This is a genomic window from Moorena sp. SIO3E8, assembly GCF_010692445.1.
GTDB lineage: Bacteria > Cyanobacteriota > Cyanobacteriia > Cyanobacteriales > Coleofasciculaceae > Moorena > Moorena bouillonii.
Map to the genome: position 1 here is coordinate 56,651 of NZ_JAAHHM010000025.1, position 15,386 is coordinate 72,036.

At 43.7% G+C, this 15,386-nt stretch carries 16 protein-coding genes and 1 pseudogene; 8 read left to right on the plus strand and 9 right to left on the minus strand.

Annotation, left to right across the window (positions count from 1 at the left end; all coding sequences use genetic code 11):
* Together F6K46_RS13700 and F6K46_RS13705 are read right to left on the minus strand one after the other, a co-directional pair.
* On the minus strand, positions 1-129 hold the full coding sequence (locus tag F6K46_RS13700) for a hypothetical protein (RefSeq protein ID WP_293054150.1): 129 nt from the start codon (positions 127-129) through the stop codon (positions 1-3).
* Entirely contained in the window at positions 116-493 is a 378-nt protein-coding gene (locus F6K46_RS13705; RefSeq protein ID WP_075895885.1) for a DUF1823 family protein, read from the minus strand. Before F6K46_RS13705 ends, F6K46_RS13700 begins: the two co-directional genes overlap by 14 nt.
* A gap of 135 nt (positions 494-628) precedes the next feature.
* Between F6K46_RS13705 and F6K46_RS13710 the strand changes: the two genes are divergently transcribed.
* Positions 629-1,255: a DMT family transporter gene (locus F6K46_RS13710; RefSeq protein ID WP_293054153.1), complete on the plus strand. Its 627-nt coding sequence runs from the start codon at positions 629-631 to the stop codon at positions 1,253-1,255.
* Here the strand turns inward: F6K46_RS13710 and F6K46_RS13715 are convergent.
* A pseudogene (locus F6K46_RS13715) lies at positions 1,148-2,519 on the minus strand (IS701 family transposase). The gene F6K46_RS13710 and the pseudogene F6K46_RS13715 overlap by 108 nt on opposite strands.
* A gap of 107 nt (positions 2,520-2,626) precedes the next feature.
* On the opposite strand from F6K46_RS13715, the gene F6K46_RS13720 reads away from it, so the two are divergent.
* The 3 genes from F6K46_RS13720 to F6K46_RS13730 all read left to right on the plus strand — a co-directional run bounded on the left by F6K46_RS13720 (position 2,627) and on the right by F6K46_RS13730 (position 5,436).
* Entirely contained in the window at positions 2,627-3,028 is a 402-nt protein-coding gene (locus F6K46_RS13720) for an EamA family transporter (RefSeq protein ID WP_293054156.1), read from the plus strand.
* Between the two features lie 344 nt (positions 3,029-3,372).
* Positions 3,373-3,819 (plus strand): hypothetical protein, encoded by a 447-nt coding sequence (locus F6K46_RS13725; protein ID WP_293054159.1) that lies wholly within the window; start codon positions 3,373-3,375, stop codon positions 3,817-3,819.
* 321 nt (positions 3,820-4,140) lie between these two features.
* Positions 4,141-5,436, plus strand: a complete 1,296-nt coding sequence (locus F6K46_RS13730; RefSeq protein ID WP_293054162.1) for a dihydroorotase — start codon at positions 4,141-4,143, stop codon at positions 5,434-5,436.
* A 27-nt stretch (positions 5,437-5,463) separates the two neighbouring features.
* Here the strand turns inward: F6K46_RS13730 and lepB are convergent, their stop codons facing one another.
* A complete protein-coding gene (lepB, locus tag F6K46_RS13735) occupies positions 5,464-6,072 on the minus strand; it encodes a signal peptidase I (RefSeq protein WP_293045605.1) in 609 nt (202 codons plus the stop codon).
* A gap of 334 nt (positions 6,073-6,406) precedes the next feature.
* Here lepB and F6K46_RS13740 point away from each other — a divergent pair, with 334 nt between their 5' ends.
* A complete protein-coding gene (locus F6K46_RS13740; protein ID WP_293054165.1) occupies positions 6,407-7,762 on the plus strand; it encodes a dihydroorotase in 1,356 nt (451 codons plus the stop codon).
* A gap of 83 nt (positions 7,763-7,845) precedes the next feature.
* Here the strand turns inward: F6K46_RS13740 and tsaE are convergent, their stop codons facing one another.
* Positions 7,846-8,340, minus strand: coding sequence for a tRNA (adenosine(37)-N6)-threonylcarbamoyltransferase complex ATPase subunit type 1 TsaE (tsaE, locus tag F6K46_RS13745; protein WP_293045609.1), 495 nt, complete (start codon positions 8,338-8,340; stop codon positions 7,846-7,848).
* Positions 8,341-8,436: 96 nt separating this feature from the next.
* Positions 8,437-9,804, minus strand: coding sequence for a gluconeogenesis factor YvcK family protein (locus F6K46_RS13750; RefSeq protein ID WP_293047745.1), 1,368 nt, complete (start codon positions 9,802-9,804; stop codon positions 8,437-8,439).
* Between the two features lie 644 nt (positions 9,805-10,448).
* Between F6K46_RS13750 and ruvC the strand changes: the two genes are divergently transcribed.
* Both ruvC and F6K46_RS13760 read left to right on the plus strand, forming a co-directional pair.
* Positions 10,449-11,006 carry a crossover junction endodeoxyribonuclease RuvC gene (gene ruvC / locus F6K46_RS13755; protein ID WP_070390791.1) on the plus strand — a complete coding sequence of 186 codons (558 nt, stop codon included), beginning with the start codon at positions 10,449-10,451 and terminating at the stop codon, positions 11,004-11,006.
* Between the two features lie 447 nt (positions 11,007-11,453).
* A complete protein-coding gene (locus F6K46_RS13760) occupies positions 11,454-12,518 on the plus strand; it encodes a TrkA family potassium uptake protein (protein WP_070390790.1) in 1,065 nt (354 codons plus the stop codon).
* Between the two features lie 221 nt (positions 12,519-12,739).
* Here the strand turns inward: F6K46_RS13760 and F6K46_RS13765 are convergent, their stop codons facing one another.
* Both F6K46_RS13765 and F6K46_RS13770 read right to left on the minus strand, forming a co-directional pair.
* Positions 12,740-12,946, minus strand: coding sequence for a glycogen debranching protein (locus tag F6K46_RS13765; protein ID WP_070390789.1), 207 nt, complete (start codon positions 12,944-12,946; stop codon positions 12,740-12,742).
* A 121-nt stretch (positions 12,947-13,067) separates the two neighbouring features.
* Positions 13,068-13,571, minus strand: a complete 504-nt coding sequence (locus F6K46_RS13770) for a GNAT family N-acetyltransferase (protein WP_293063821.1) — start codon at positions 13,569-13,571, stop codon at positions 13,068-13,070.
* Positions 13,572-13,690: 119 nt separating this feature from the next.
* On the opposite strand from F6K46_RS13770, the gene F6K46_RS13775 reads away from it, so the two are divergent.
* Positions 13,691-13,855: a hypothetical protein gene (locus tag F6K46_RS13775; protein WP_158069346.1), complete on the plus strand. Its 165-nt coding sequence runs from the start codon at positions 13,691-13,693 to the stop codon at positions 13,853-13,855.
* Between the two features lie 77 nt (positions 13,856-13,932).
* On the opposite strand, the gene F6K46_RS13780 is transcribed toward F6K46_RS13775, so the two are convergent.
* Positions 13,933-15,054, minus strand: a complete 1,122-nt coding sequence (locus F6K46_RS13780; protein ID WP_075895871.1) for an RNA polymerase sigma factor, RpoD/SigA family — start codon at positions 15,052-15,054, stop codon at positions 13,933-13,935.
* Positions 15,055-15,386: the final 332 nt, after the last annotated feature.

Sequence of the window (15,386 nt, forward strand, 5' to 3'; positions counted from 1 at the left end):
CTATGAGGTAAACAATTTCTGGATTTTAGGGAACAGGGAATCGGGAATCGGGAATCGGGAATCGGGAATCGGGAATCGGGAAAAAATCCTGTGTACCTCATAGGTATGAAAAACGCTAGACTGAGGCAATGCCGTTTTGTTCCATATAATTCAGTAACCAGTTTGCGGCTGTAGCTCTGCGAGTTTGTCGAGGACCAAATTCCCCGATTTTATAACCTTTGAAACCTAATTTTTCTTTCAATAACTGTTTATTTTCTTTGGGTATTGAACGGGTTAGTTTTACGGTAGCAGGGCGGCTTTCTATGAAATTGGGTGGTTCGGGATAGTCTTCTTGCCATTCAGGATTAACCTCAGTTATATCCCACTGTTGCGTAGTTGAGTTATAACGATAACCTAGATAGTACCAGAGTAGTTTATTAACGGTATCGTCATCAATTTTTTCGTTTAAAATTGCCCAAATTGTATTAGTATTGAGTGGCGGTAGTTCAAACATATTTTAATTATAAATTAGGACTTATCAACGATTAAGTAGATTCTAGATAAAGTTAGACTATCTAGACTTCTTCACTTCTCTCCTGGTACCTCTGGCGGAATAATGGTAATGGTTGGGGATTGAAGCTGTATCGCTATGAAAATTATAAAGCAGCCGCTGCGGTGGCAGGTGGGATTGGTTTTCTTGGCTGGTGTGTTGGCGATTTCCACATCAGCTATTTTTGTGCGATTAGCGATCGCATCCGCTGGGGTGAGTGGGGTAGGGTTTAGCCTGTTCGTGGCTGGGTCTCGCCTTACTATTGCGTCTATGCTACTGTTACCAGCTTGGGGCAATCTCAGGCAAGGTCAGCTAGGTCCAGGTGCATTACTCTATGCCAGTGGGGCTGGCATTTGTTTAGCGCTACACTTTGTGGCTTGGATTACTTCCTTATCTTTTACCTCCATTGCGGCATCTACTACGTTAGTTACCACAACTCCGATTTGGGTTGCTCTAGTTTCTTGGCTCTGGTTGAAGGAAAAACTAACTAGGCTGACGGTTTTGGGAATTGGTGTGGCCTTTGTAGGTGCTGTCTTGATTACTTTGGGGGATGGGGGTTCTCTCAGTGGTGGCAGTAATCCTCTGTTGGGGAATTCTCTAGTGGGACTTAAACAAAAATCAACCCCAAATAAAGCCCTTACTCGCTTTATAAAAGGCAAATACGTCTCGGTTTTGGGTCAACCAATTAAAGAAACGGAAAGACATGGCAGTACGATTTGCTTCTAGAGCCTCAGGAAAAGTATTCATTCGCGTAGCGTGGCCTTTGGCCAAGGTTGATTAGCAAGCGCGTCTTTGTAGTCCTCCAGTTAACTTGTGCCAAAGAAGAAAAGTGTAGGCACAGAAGACTAGGATAAAATGGCGAATCAGACTTCTTTTATCTCTGACTTGGTATTCTCTCAAGCCGAGCCATCCCTTAGCTTCTCGATAGAATACTTCTACCCAATTTCTTTGAGAGTAAGTCGTTATAACCCACTGTGCTGTTACTTTACATGAATCAACATTAGTGATCAAATAATCAATGTCTGTCGCCTCTTCAATTGAACTTGCATCTCCTACGATAGCAAATGTTCTTTCTCCTTCTAGACGAGACAGCTTGGCATTTAATGTTGCCACCCAAACACTTTTCGGTTGCTCGTTCGTTTAGATGAACTTCCTCAAACTCATCTGAGGAGAGGCTTTTCGCTAATTCATCTAAGCGAATTTATACTTCAATGTCTGATTCAGTTTTACTAATAACTTTCCGTTCGCGTAGCGTGCGCCTTTGGCGCATTTTTAGCCACCCCTCCTAAATACTTTAGCTCCCTTTCTTCCAAGTTTTTGAGAAAGGTTGTATTGTTGCCATAACCGGCATCAATTAAGACGATTCCTGGACGATACCCCCGAGCTAAACTCCGGTCAATTAACTCTATTCCCAAGTCGGGCTTCTTCTGAAATTCCTCATCTTTCTTTCCCAAAGCTAGTGAAGTGGCGTGCTGATATAATTCTAGGTCTAATGGTAAGCTTTTTTGGCCATCATAAATATGGGTTGTGGGAGATGACTATTCCATTGTCTATCTTACCGATTTCTCCTAGATACTGCCTTCCCACTCCGAAGCGTCAAGTTACCACTTTTTCTATGTCCAGAGTCATCCAAAATCAAGGCAAACCCTCCCTTGATTCGGGTCCCTTGAACATTTGTTCATCACTTGTAAACGGCGTTCATTGATCTTAACGGCATCCCAAGGGGCATCAGTCAAGAAGCGATGCAGCGCGGTCTTGGGGGTTTCCCCCATGAGCGACTGCATCAAGACAATGGTGTAATCGGCTGTAAACTACACCATACGCATTATTTGCCATCTGTGTCAGGTTTTTCCTCTCGCTTTCCCCTAATAATCCCCCTAAATAATGTCTAAATCCGGTTTTTTGGGCTTTGGCGCATGAAGCAATCGTCGAAACGTTTACACCATTTCTCAAAGCACGGGGGCATGGCGGAGGGAGTGGTTTCTCTCAGGTCGGTTATTTCGACGTCAACTTACTGTCTGATAAGTATTATAGCCTTATTTTACTCTTTTTATTGTTTAAGTCCCACTAGCATTGATGGGAGCGGTGATAGCAAGTTTGTATATATTGTTCGGACGTGAAGCACAGCAGCGGGGTTTGAGTCTTGGTAGCTATAGTGCTTTCGCCTACAGTATGGGGGCGTTGGTGTTGTTACTGTTATCCTTACTCTGGGGTGTCAGTTATCTCAATTATCCGGTAGGAGTTTACCTCTACATCTTGTTATTGGCACTTTTTCCCCAAATGGTGGGACATACCAGTTTTAACTGGTTGGTACGCTGGATTAATCCTACCCTGGTGACCCTGGCTATTTTGTTTGAACCCGTTGGTGCTTGCTTTTTGGGCTATCTGATTTTTCAGGAAGTGCCAGGAGTATTGGTGCTGGTAGGTGCCGTGGTGTTGTTAGTTGGGGTGGCAGTAGCGGTTTTTGGATCTAATTTGAGAAAAGAGGTTGAAGGTTAGTTGGTTGTTCGCGTAGCGTGGCCTTTTGGCCAAGGTTAGTTGAAGGATTGCAGCTTGCATGTCACTCCCGCCAGGTCTGTAAGAGACTAACCAGAATTAAAAGGAATAGGTATTCTGAGCTACTAAGGGGTTACTGGCGCACGGAACAAGAATATAAGGATTTATTTGCAGCGAGTGGTTTTAAAATCGCACAAGTCGTTTATACTTATAAAAGTCTAATAGTGATAGAGTTTAGCCTCCAATAAAGAGGTTTTTTAGCTTAACTTTCAGGTAGACAACCTGGTAGTGCTAAAAAATTATTTAATTTACTACAGTCTGCCAGAAGTAGGATAAGCAAAAAATAAATGAAAAAAATGATCAAAACTTGTTGTGTAACGTTAGTAACCTGTATGCTACTGCTAACGATCAATACCATGAATGCCCTGGCGAGTAGTGAAACTGAGATGGAAATATGTGACTTAACTCTACACTCATTTTGTGACCGTAATCTGTTACCGACGCAATATGTGGAACTTATTGCTCCCTCTAACCACATCTCATTTCTTATTTTGAAAAATGATGCTCCAGGAAATAGAAACGGCCAAATAGAAAATGATGATGATTCGGTTACTTACAGCGCTAGCGAAAAAACCACTTACTTAGCCACTTTTTCGAATAGTGAAGACATAACAAAAAGGCTGAAAATATCCAACACTGATGCTATAACAGAGTCTCCGCAGCATTGGACATTTTATCATAGACCCGCACAAGTGGTAAAATTGATTAACGTATTTGCTGCCAATAAAAATTAAGAAATTCGGGAGCACCCATTTGGTAGAATATATCTTTTTAGATGGGCATTAACATAGCGTTCATACAGCTTAATGTGGTATGTTTATTCCAAATAGGGATGCTCCTAGAAAGTCTGCAATGACTCAGTAAGCTCTAAACGTAAAGGGTTTCCGGCTATTTCGTCACCTCTTCAGAGGTCTGACATAATCTGACAAAGTGGTATTTTAAAATTGTACGTAGTAAGGTAAAAAATAAGTCGTCATAACAAGTAATTTAGATATGAGTACCTAGAAAGGGGGATTGAGTTAAAAGCCAATTATTGTTCCTTTTCCCTTTCCCCAATGAATAGTAAACTACTTCAACAAGTCCGCGTTTTAGACCCAGTTTCTGGAATTGACCAACTCGCTGATGTGCTGATTACTGATGGTGTAATCACGGCAGTGGAAACTCAAATCAAAGAAATCTCTGGGGATACAGTGGTGCAAGATTGTCAGGGACACATTTTAGGACCAGGACTAGTAGACCTCTACAGCCATTCTGGTGCACCAGGACATGAGCAACGGGAAACCTGGTCTTCACTACTGGCAGCAGCGGCAAATGGAGGCTTTACTCGCTTAGCCATTTTGCCTGACACTAACCCCCGCCTAGACAATGCTGCTGTTTTGGCACAACGGCAAGAACTCCAAAACTCTCCCCATCTGACCCTCCCACCTTCTTCACCTCAACTCTATTACTGGGGTGCCTTTACCATCGGGTTAGAAGGACAGCAAATGACTGAATTAGCGGAACTAGCTCTAGGGGGAGTAGTGGGCTTTACCGATGAACGTCCTTTATGTAATTTAGGGCTAGTTCGACGGTTGTTGGAATACCTACAACCCTTGGGTAAACCAGTGGCACTTTGGGCTTGTGACCCTAAGTTGGCAAATGGGGGAGTGATGCGAGAAGGTATCCAATCAATTGGTTTGGGTTTGCCAGGGAATCCTGCGATCGCAGAATCATCCGCTATCGCTGCCTTATTAGAAGTTGTAGCAACCACTGGCACGCCAGTCCATCTCATGCGTATCTCCACCAGTCGCGCTGTCCAATTGATTGAATCAGCCAAAGCAGCGGGGTTGCCAGTAACAGCCAGTACCACTTGGATGCATCTATTGCTCAATACTGAAGACTTATGCAGTTACAACTCCAATTTGCGCTTGGAACCCCCGTTGGGAAACCCAGTTGACCAAGCCGCACTGATCCGAGGTGTTCGGGAGGCGATTATTGATGCGATCGCAATTGACCACGCTCCCTACACTTATGAAGAAAAAACTGTTGCCTTTGCTGAAGCACCACCAGGAGTGATTGGTTTAGAGCTAGCCCTACCCCTACTCTGGCATACTCTAGTCGAGACAGGGGATTGGTCAGCCTTAGAACTTTGGAAAAGTCTTAGCACAAATCCTGCTATTTGTCTACAGCAAGACCCCCCTAGCACTGCTCCTGGTCAATCCGCTGAATTAGTGTTATTCAATCCTCAATCCCCTTGGACTGTTCACCAAAAAAACCTCAAATCCCTTTCTAGTAATACCCCCTGGCTAGGGAAAGAATTAATTGGTCGTGTCGTGCAAACTTGGTGTCCAGCAAGTCGAAAATATCAATAGTGAAGTACTGATACTTTATAATTCAGTTTACTGATTCAACCGTTCAGGATAACTCGGATTTGGTTTCAATTTCCCCATTCGATTTAACGGCCAAAACCGCACTACCGCACGACCGATAATTTTGTCACGAGGGACAAAGCCCCAGTGGTGAGAGTCGTAACTATTGTTACGGTTATCTCCCAGCACTAGGTATTCGTCTGGTGGTACTGTTTCTGGTCCAAAATCGTACTGTGGTGCTTCTACGATATACTTTTCCTCTATTTCTTGATCATTGATATAAACTCGCCCATTTTTCACCTCAACCTTGTCACCGGGTAACCCAATTATGCGCTTGATAAAAGCCTCTTTGAAATTTTGCTCTTTCAATTTGTCAGTGGGAGCAAATACCACAATTTCTCCTCGTTCTGGATCTTGGAAAAAGCGATAACTTATCTTATCAATAATCAGGCGGTCGTAAACCTGTAATGTCGGTAGCATCGAGCCCGATGGGATGTATCGCGCTTCAGCCACAAACGTGCGAATCCCAAAGGCAAGAACAGCACTCAAGCTAATTGTTCTTATTCCTTCTACCCAAGCATTTTCTTTAGAAGGCTGTGTAGGTTTTTTTTCTGGTCTTTTATCTGGTACACGACTCATATCCATTCAACTACTACCGATAGACAAGTTTGAGGAAATTTCAACAAATAGCTGATTGGGAAATTATCAGCAAATTTAACAGCAAATTTAACAGCAAATTTAAACCTCTGGGGTTTTCTAGCTAGATCTTAAAAATTTAAAGTTAGTAGGGGAGCCTAAATCAAGATTATGTAAAGTTTTGTGAATAAAGTCAATTTGGCAGGACAACCCTGTTTGTTTGTGCCATGGTGGTAGGTTAGCTGCGGTTGTCTGTATTTAGCTATATATCAGGTTTGTATCTACTGTATCTACCTAGACACCGAGCAGGGAAACTGTCAAATTATAACATCCTCCTATGTTGTCTGACTTTTGCTTGTTTATCCGCCATGCTCGTATTCTATTGCCCTCTGGTGAATTTTTACTGGGGGATATCCACACCTGCGGTCGAAGGATTGTTCAGGTTGCCCCAGACATCCCAGTGCCAACGGACGTTACGGCATATAAAGAAATAGACGCTACTGGCTTAACTTTGTTGCCAGGGGTAATTGATCCCCAAGTCCATTTTCGGGAACCAGGTCTAGAACATAAAGAAGACTTATTTACTGCCAGTTGTGCCTGTGCCAAGGGTGGAGTGACGTCCTTTTTAGAGATGCCGAATACTCGTCCTCCGACGACGACCCAAGCCCCACTGGATGACAAGCTCAAGCGAGCGGCAGATAAGTGCTTAGTTAATTATGGCTTTTTTATCGGCGCAACACCAGCAAATCAGCCAGATTTGCACAATGCCCAGCCGACTTGTGGGATTAAGATATTCATGGGTTCAGCTCATGGTGCACTATTGGTAGATCATGAAGCAGTGATAGAACCAATTTTTGCTGAAGGTTTTAGCGAAGGTTCTCGGAAGTACAATCGCTTAATTGCAGTACACGCTGAAGACCAAGCTAGAATTAATCAGCGGCGTAAGGAATTTGCTGGAATTACTGACCCTGCTGTTCACTCTAAGATTCAGGACAATCAAGCTGCCCTTAATGCCACCAAGTTAGCTCTGAAGTTGTCTAAAAAATATCAGCGGCGCTTGCATATCTTGCACCTATCCACAGCAGAAGAAGCTGAATTGCTTAGGGAAGACAAACCTAGCTGGGTGACGGCGGAAGTGACTCCCCAGCACCTCTTACTAAATACCGATGCTTATGCAGAGATTGGTACCCTGGCACAGATGAATCCGCCTTTGCGCTCCTGCCACGACAACGAAGTTCTTTGGCAAGCTCTACTCGATGGGGTCATTGATTTTATCGCCACAGACCATGCTCCTCACACCTTGGAGGAAAAAGCGAAAGGGTACCCCCACACTCCTTCGGGAATGCCTGGAGTAGAAACATCTCTGCCACTGATGCTGACTCAAGCCATAGAGGGACGGTGTAGTGTGGCTCAAGTATCTCACTGGATGTCTACAGCAGTTGCTAAGGCTTATGGAATTCCCAACAAAGGTGCGATCGCTCCTGGTTATGATGCGGATTTGGTACTGGTAGATTTGGAAAATTACCACCCAGTGTTACGGGAAGAACTTTTAACCAAATGCGGCTGGAGTCCCTTTGAAGGTTGGAACTTAACCGGATGGCCAGTGATGACTATTGTTGGTGGTCAAGTAGTCTACGACAGAGGAAAATTGAACACAGACGTACGAGGTGAAGCTTTAACCTTTACCAGTTAAACACTATCGGATTTAATCGGAAGTGGGAAAAAATTAAAGTTGACCAAAAATTTGGGTCAACCTCAATCCCACTAACTTTCACCCTACTCTACACTGGAAGCCAAGGGCGAACACGCAGATAACCTATCCAACAGCCAAGTTAAATCAAACTTACCGTTACAGGTTAATTGAGCCTGACGTCCACCGTCCTGGCAATAGGTTAGTGTCAGATGTAGATAACTGGGTGGCAAATACTGTAGACGTTCAGCCCACTCGATGGCCACAATTCCCGGAGCAACCTCAATTCCCTCCCAGTAGTGTTCTGGGTTTAATGACTCTACTTCTGAGGTGGATAAGCGGTACAAATCGAGGTGATACAGGGGGATACGTCCCTCTGTGTACTCATTGATCAGAGTAAAGGTGGGACTAACAATGGCATCAGTAATGCCTAGTCCCTCACCAATACCCTGAACTAGGGTTGTTTTGCCAGCCCCTAAGTCTCCCTCCAGCAAAATGATGCTACTAGCTGGCAGAGATTTACCCAATTCCACACCTAGCGATCGCGTTGCTATTACATCAGCTATAAAAATTTTGGTCATTAGTTATTAGCAATAGAGTACCTCGAATTATGGTTATTCTGAGTTAACATCTCAGCTTTTATTTTCCCTTAAAAATTTTCCTCGAACTCACCTTATCTAAGCATGTGCTCGACTATACCACCGTAATAAAACCCGTGCCAGCCTTTCAGAATTGTGCCGTACTAAATGAGTTTCCTCATCTTCATACATTACATTGGTCACTACAATCCGACGCCCTAATTTAGAAGTTTCTTCTCGATCTAGAAATACTGGATGAGACTTAACTTGAGCATACTTAATCAGTGACCCAGCTGAGGGGTATTTTCGATTCACAAGTACCGCGTTAAATAGCCTTTTACCACAGGCTTGATCAATGGCTTTTATATGGTCAGAGACACTATATCCATCGGTTTCCCCTGGCTGGGTCATGATATTACAAACGTAGATGCGGGGTATCAAGCGAGCTGCGATCGCATCGGTAATTTCTGGCACCAAAAGATTGGGAATAATGCTGGTATATAGGCTACCGGGTCCTATTATAATATAATCTGCTTCCTGAATTGCCTTGAGTGCTGCTGGTAAAGCAGGTGGATGTTCGGGAGTACAACCAATTTTTTTGATCACTCCCCGAGCATCAGTAATATTAGACTCTCCTTCGATGCGACGTCCATCAGCTAATTCAGCCCAAAGGCTGACATCAGTTAGGGTAGCTGGCAACACTCTTCCTCTCACTGCTAATACCTGAGAACTAGCAGCAACAGCTTGTTCTAGATCGCCAGTAATATCACTCATGGCGGTCAGGAAGAGGTTTCCAAAACTGTGACCGACTAAACCACTACCAGCTCGAAAACGGTATTCAAACAGTTCGGTTAACAACTTTTCTTGGTCTGCCAGTGCCGTTAAACAGTGACGAATATCCCCCGGTGGTAGCACTCCAATTTCCCGTCGCAGCCGTCCGCTGGAACCGCCATCATCAGCTACCGTAACAATAGCAGTGATATTAGCACTATAAACCTTTAGTCCTCTAAGTAAGCTAGAAAGACCAGTGCCACCGCCAACGACTACAATTTTCGGTCCCCGGTTTAACCGACGATGATCCATCAGCACATCAATCAGTTTTCGATCGTGGTCGGGTTTTAAAACTTCCGTAATTGAACCTACCGTCCGGGTTTGCCCCCAGAAGATGAAAAGTAGACCCAAGATCAGCGCAATTGGACCAGACACATGGTTAGGAATAATGGTGGTAATTTTCTCTAAAACTTGGGCTGTGAATTTAATGATGTAAAAAACTGGAGTCAGCTTTACCCAAATCGCTAATCCCAAACTTGTTAGCACTACACCACCAGCACTTAAAAGTATCCAACGCTTCACTAGTAATCCAGGGGCTAACCACTTAAACCAACGGTTGACCCGCTGAGGAATTCGACCTCTCGATTCATTTTGTAGGGTACGTAGAGCTCTTTTGAAAAGACTGATTGAGGACATAACTACACTGAGTATGGTAAGTACAAAAGCTGGATAGACATTGCTGGTCGAACTCCAGCACTTAACAAGGAGGCGATGCATGTAGTGAGGAACGGCTAAGGCTCCGGAAGTGCCTGTCAGATTGGTACTTTCTTTGCCTAATCAAACCTTCGTGTACAAAGCGCGTGATTCACATAGCCGCTCACCCTTCAGGTATAGCGGTTTCCATTGATATTACTGATCAAGGTGCGCGCCTCCTAGGGCGAATAAATCGCCCTTGGGTCGCACCTCAATGGTGAATTCACTATGAAGCTGGTACTGATCACGACAGTTTCAGATAATTAGGCTAAGGTGTGATTAATACAATATCCGGTACCTAGACGTTATGATCAGAATTTACCCGTGGATATGCTGAAAGTGGTGAGATCGGTTGAGTTGCCATTTAGGGTATGAGAGTAGTCGCTTAACCCAAAAAAATAAGGGGTGAAACAGAATAATCCCAAGTAGTCAGCTATGCCAAACTTCTCTGATTTTCGTTAAGGTGTAGCTGGTCAGAGCTCTTGACTTAATGCTGTGCGCTAGCCTAGGTACTAGGGCTGATAGCACTAACACCATTAACCTAATCTAGTGATTAGACTGGAAAGGGATTAACTGTAGTGAGCCAGATGGAAAAGCGAATTTTGGGAATTGACCCAGGACTAGCTACTTTAGGTTTTGGCGCAATTAGTTGCCAAACAACCCAAATTAGTAAGTTAGGAAAAACAGAAGGCTCCTTAGGAGTGCCAAAGCGTTCTAGCCAGTCACCAATACAGGCAACCCCTGAACCATTGCAGTTGATAGATTTTGGTATCATCCAAACCCCTGCCAAGACTGATTACGGCTCACGACTGTGTACGATTTACGAGGATTTACACACCCTGCTTGAACACTGCCAACCGGATCTGGTAGCGATTGAAAAACTTTTTTTCTACCGTATGAGTACTACGATCTCCGTAGCTCAGGCACGGGGTGTTGTGGTATTAGTAACAGCACAACATGGAGTTCCAATGGTAGAGTTTACACCGGGTCAGATTAAGCAGGCAATGACCGGATATGGTAATGCCGATAAATATGACGTTCAGCAGGCTGTTATGCGGGAGTTAAATTTAGACACCATCCCCAAACCAGATGATTTAGCAGATGCCTTGGCAGTCGCATTGACCGCCTGGTTTCATATGTCTTGAACACTTTACTATATCTGTGAACTCTATTTGTGAACTCTATTTGTGAACTCTATTTGTGAACTCTATTTGTGAACTCTATCTGTAAATTATATCTGTAAATTATATCTGTAAATTATATCTGTAAATTATATCTGTAAATTATATAGCAATACTAAATCAGTTTTAAAATTTGCAAACTATTGAATCCTTGCTGGGCAAGGGTTATAGCGATTAAGCGATCGCGCAGCGTGGCCTACGGCCACAGCCGACGCGATCGCGTTCGATAAGGGCACTATATTTTTGAAATCATTTAGAACTGCTATATCTGTGAACTATACCGATAGCAAAGCAATAAACTTAATCATATTTATATATGTAATATTAAAAACCAGTGTCAGCTTTCGGTGTTGCCAGTTTGACCTGAATTTTCTCTAGGTAATAAGTTAAATTAACCCATGACAAGCAACGGTGTATTCAACCCTTGAGCAAAAATATCGACGTCTTCGCCAAGAGCTGATTGCCGGTGCGATCACTCTCGGGGGTGTATTTCTGATTGGAACTCTGTGGTATCGGGTGGTTGAAGGCTGGGGCTGGTTGGATTCAGCCTACATGACGGTAATCACGCTTTCGACAGTGGGCTATCAAGAAGTACGGCCGATGGGAGATCGGGCAAGACTATTCAGCATTTCTCTGATTTTTATGGGCATTATTAGTATCGGTTACATTGTTAACCGGTTTACAGAAGCCCTAATTCAAGGCTACTTTCAAGATGGAATTCGCATGAGGCAACAGAAGCGCTTGCTAGATAGTTTGACGAAACACTACATTTTGTGTGGGTTTGGACGGACTGGGCGTCAGATTGCTGTAGAATTTAAGGCTGAGGGAATCCCATTTGTGACAATTGACTCCCGATTGGAACAGGTTCAAGCTGTCCAGGATATGGGTTGTATTTCTGTACACGGAGATGCCACCTTGGATGAAACTCTGCTAAATGTGGGGATTGAACGGGCAATTTGTCTGGTGGCTGCCCTGCCCTCAGATGCCGAAAATCTCTATATTATCTTGTCTGCCAAAACCCTCAATCCCCGAATTCGAGCCATCGCTCGTGCTAGCTCTGAAGAAGCTGTTCAAAAATTGCAGCGAGCTGGTGCAGATGCTGTAGTTTCTCCCTACATCACTGGTGGTAGACGCTTGGCAGCTGCAGCCCTTAGACCCCAAGTCATGGATTTTGTGGATGGGATTCTAACCGGAACTGATAGCTCTTTTTATATGGAAGAGTTTCTGCTAGATCCGGAAACCTGTCCTTGCGTGGGCAAAACCCTCAGGGAAGCCCGACTGCGATCGCAAACTGGTGCTATGGTCCTAGCAATTCGCCGGGATTCCGGTCGTCTGATTGCTGGACCAGACGGTGACACTAAACTCATGTCACGAGACCTACTGATTTGTATGGGCACAGCTGATCAATTGCGTGAGCTAAACCAGATTCTCGGTCCAATCCGTTCGAACTTGCTACGACTGCCCAAGCCCAAATAGATCTTGGGCTTAGAAAGTCAGTATGCAGAATGTAGAATGTAGAATTTAGAATGCAGAATGTAGAATGAATGTATAATTCTCAATTCTCAATTCTTAATTCTCAATTCTCAATTCTTAATTCTTAATTCTTAATTCTTAATTCTTAATTCTTAATTCTTAATTCTTAATTCTTAATTCTTAATTCTTAATTCTTAATTCTTAATTCTTAATTCTCATTTGATCTAATTAAGTTTCAAGGTATTAACGGGCACTTCATCCCAAGACTTAACTGTGCGTAATCGGGCAACCCAACCCGCTGCTTTTTGCTGATCAGTCAAGTTATTCTGAAACGACTCGTGGCAATCCCTCGCCTGCTCTTCGTTGCAAGTGGCAATACAAGAGTATAGAAGACCCGATGGATCAATCTGCTCGTTTACCCAAATAGTCATTAGTGATTTTATTAATATAAACCGATATGTAAATTACCCTATGTCATTTTTGCCGTTCACCTGCAACTAGATGTTTAGGGTCGCAGCTGTATATACCTCGTAGTATAGCATGTGAGCAACATTAGTCAGTCGAAGCCGGATCAGTATACTCAGCTAGCTGATTGAGAGCCGTTCCAGTCACTCGACAAATTCTCCAGTCTGGCAATACTGCTGCTCCCATACGTTCATAAAATGCGATGGCAGGTTCATTCCAATCCAGTACACTCCATTCTAAACGCCCATAGCCACGCTCCACTGCTAGCTGAGCCAGGTAACTGAGTATGGCTTTACCGATACCTTGGCGGCGAAATTCCGGTAATACAAATAAATCTTCTAGATAAATTCCCGGCTTAGTTAGAAATGTGGAATAGTTGTTAAAAAACAGTGCAAATCCCACCCCTTGACCACCCTGTTCAACGATAATCGCCTCTACATAGGGTTTAGCGCCAAACAGGTGTTCTTTCAGGTGATCAGCATTGCCAGTGACAGCGTCGGAGAGTTTTTCATACTCTGCTAGAGCCTTAATCAAATTAAACAGAATCGCTACATCAGCTTCTGTAGCTGGTCTTAAGGTAAAGTTACCCATAGTGCTGGCAAAGGGACAATCAAAAAGACAATTTGATTAATTATCATATACCTTCTTGGGTAATGGGTAACTAATTAACTGGAATTACCTGATTTCGACATAACCTTTATCGTAAGCATATGCGCTACGCGCAGGCTACGCCAACAGCCGTCAGCCGTCAGCCGTCAGCTTATTTTATTCATCAGCCGTCAGTTTATTTTATTCAAAAGCTGTTCGGTGTAGCTTTGGTTATGGGCATAAACTGTTCCGGTAGCGTGGCTACAGCGCTGATAGCTGATAGCTGATAGCTGATAGCTGATAGCTGATAGCTGATAGCTTACCCTTTATCCAGGAGTCACGAGCTGACCTAAGATCTGTTGCACTAGTTCAACCAGTCTCTAAGCCGTCGAGCCACTTGGGGACGGCGTAGCTTACGCATGGCTTTGCTTTGAATCTGACGCACCCGTTCCCGGGAAAGATTGAACATGCCTCCTACTTCTTCTAGGGTGTAGGGTTCACTGCTGGCTAAACCATAGCGTAGAGAAATCACATCTTTTTCCCGCTCAGTCAGGACATCACTGAGAACTTCCCAAATCTCCTGGCGCATCATGGATTCATTCATCTTATCTTCGGGCAATCGTAGATCATTGTCTTCGAGCAAATCCATCAGTTCTGTGTCTTCCCCTTTACCAACTCTGTGATTCAAAGAAAGGGAGCGCCTACGCAATTCTAGTAACTGACGCAAATGGGAGGGGGAAATTTCTAGCGCTTGAGCAAGTTCTATTTCATTAGGATTGCGCTGCAGTTGTTGTTTCAGTTCCCGCTGAGCTTTTTTAAGTTTATTGAGCTTTTCTACAATGTGGATTGGTAGACGGATAGTTCGGGCATCATTGGCAATAGTACGAGTAATGGCCTGACGAATCCACCAATAAGCATAGGTAGAAAACTTGTAACCCTTATCTGGGTCAAACTTTTCTGCTGCTCGGTTTAAGCCCAACGCACCTTCTTGAATCAAATCTAGAAATGGTACACCCCGATTAATATATCGTTTAGCAATTGAAACCACTAAGCGCAAGTTCGAGCGAATCATCTTGCGTTTTGCCACACGACCGCGATATAAATTCCCCTCCAACTGACGTTCTGTCATCTCGACCGCTGCAGCTACCTCAGCCTTGGTCGGTTTACGGTCTAATTTTTCCTGTAAGCTGTTCCGGAGTTGGTCGATTTCTACTAGGAACTTAACCCGACGGGCTAAATCTACTTCTTCGTCTGGCTTGAGCAATGGGTAACGAGCCATTTCCTTGAAGAATGCACCCACCGTGTCATCAGAGCCGCTTTTCCGGAAATTATGGGAAGTAGAGACCACTAGTTCATCGTCTTCGGTGAATTCGACGGCTACACGCTGTAAATCAGTTTCCTCTGGCTCAATGTGATCACTAACAAAAAAATCTTTCTCTTCCGTAGAAGGCATTGTATGAGTCTGGTTTAATTCTGTAATATTCATAGGGATGTGTGAGTTGCAAGTGTATTTTAAGTTTGTTAAAACCGTTGCCGTGAGGGGTTGAGGCTGTCTGTTGCTGAAAATTGGCCTTTAAAGAGAAATCTGTTATCAAAAATGGGTGTTGTTGGTTTCACAAAGAACTTAATACTCTAGACAGAGCAGCTAAAACACGCTCCAAACCCTCAAATATCAGTGACCCAACCTGCTTCAAGTAGTTTATGTGTGATTGACGTGATTATAAATTAATGATTTTAAGCTTACCAGAAGCAGTTTGGCTAGTTGTATCTGTAATTACGAAATGTTTAATTACATAGATTTTAGTGACAGTCTAGGGT

Excerpts from the sequence above, each read along its gene's own strand:
- F6K46_RS13705 (WP_075895885.1), bottom strand. The coding sequence starts at position 493 with ATGTTTGAACTACCGCCACTCAATACTAATACAATTTGGGCAATTTTA.
- F6K46_RS13710 (WP_293054153.1), top strand. The coding sequence starts at position 629 with ATGAAAATTATAAAGCAGCCGCTGCGGTGGCAGGTGGGATTGGTTTTC.
- F6K46_RS13725 (WP_293054159.1), top strand. The coding sequence starts at position 3,373 with ATGAAAAAAATGATCAAAACTTGTTGTGTAACGTTAGTAACCTGTATG.
- F6K46_RS13730 (WP_293054162.1), top strand. The coding sequence starts at position 4,141 with ATGAATAGTAAACTACTTCAACAAGTCCGCGTTTTAGACCCAGTTTCT.
- lepB (WP_293045605.1), bottom strand. The coding sequence starts at position 6,072 with ATGAGTCGTGTACCAGATAAAAGACCAGAAAAAAAACCTACACAGCCT.
- F6K46_RS13740 (WP_293054165.1), top strand. The coding sequence starts at position 6,407 with ATGTTGTCTGACTTTTGCTTGTTTATCCGCCATGCTCGTATTCTATTG.
- tsaE (WP_293045609.1), bottom strand. The coding sequence starts at position 8,340 with ATGACCAAAATTTTTATAGCTGATGTAATAGCAACGCGATCGCTAGGT.
- F6K46_RS13750 (WP_293047745.1), bottom strand. The coding sequence starts at position 9,804 with ATGTCCTCAATCAGTCTTTTCAAAAGAGCTCTACGTACCCTACAAAAT.
- ruvC (WP_070390791.1), top strand. The coding sequence starts at position 10,449 with ATGGAAAAGCGAATTTTGGGAATTGACCCAGGACTAGCTACTTTAGGT.
- F6K46_RS13765 (WP_070390789.1), bottom strand. The coding sequence starts at position 12,946 with ATGACTATTTGGGTAAACGAGCAGATTGATCCATCGGGTCTTCTATAC.
- F6K46_RS13770 (WP_293063821.1), bottom strand. The coding sequence starts at position 13,571 with ATGGGTAACTTTACCTTAAGACCAGCTACAGAAGCTGATGTAGCGATT.
- F6K46_RS13775 (WP_158069346.1), top strand. The coding sequence starts at position 13,691 with ATGCGCTACGCGCAGGCTACGCCAACAGCCGTCAGCCGTCAGCCGTCA.
- F6K46_RS13780 (WP_075895871.1), bottom strand. The coding sequence starts at position 15,054 with ATGAATATTACAGAATTAAACCAGACTCATACAATGCCTTCTACGGAA.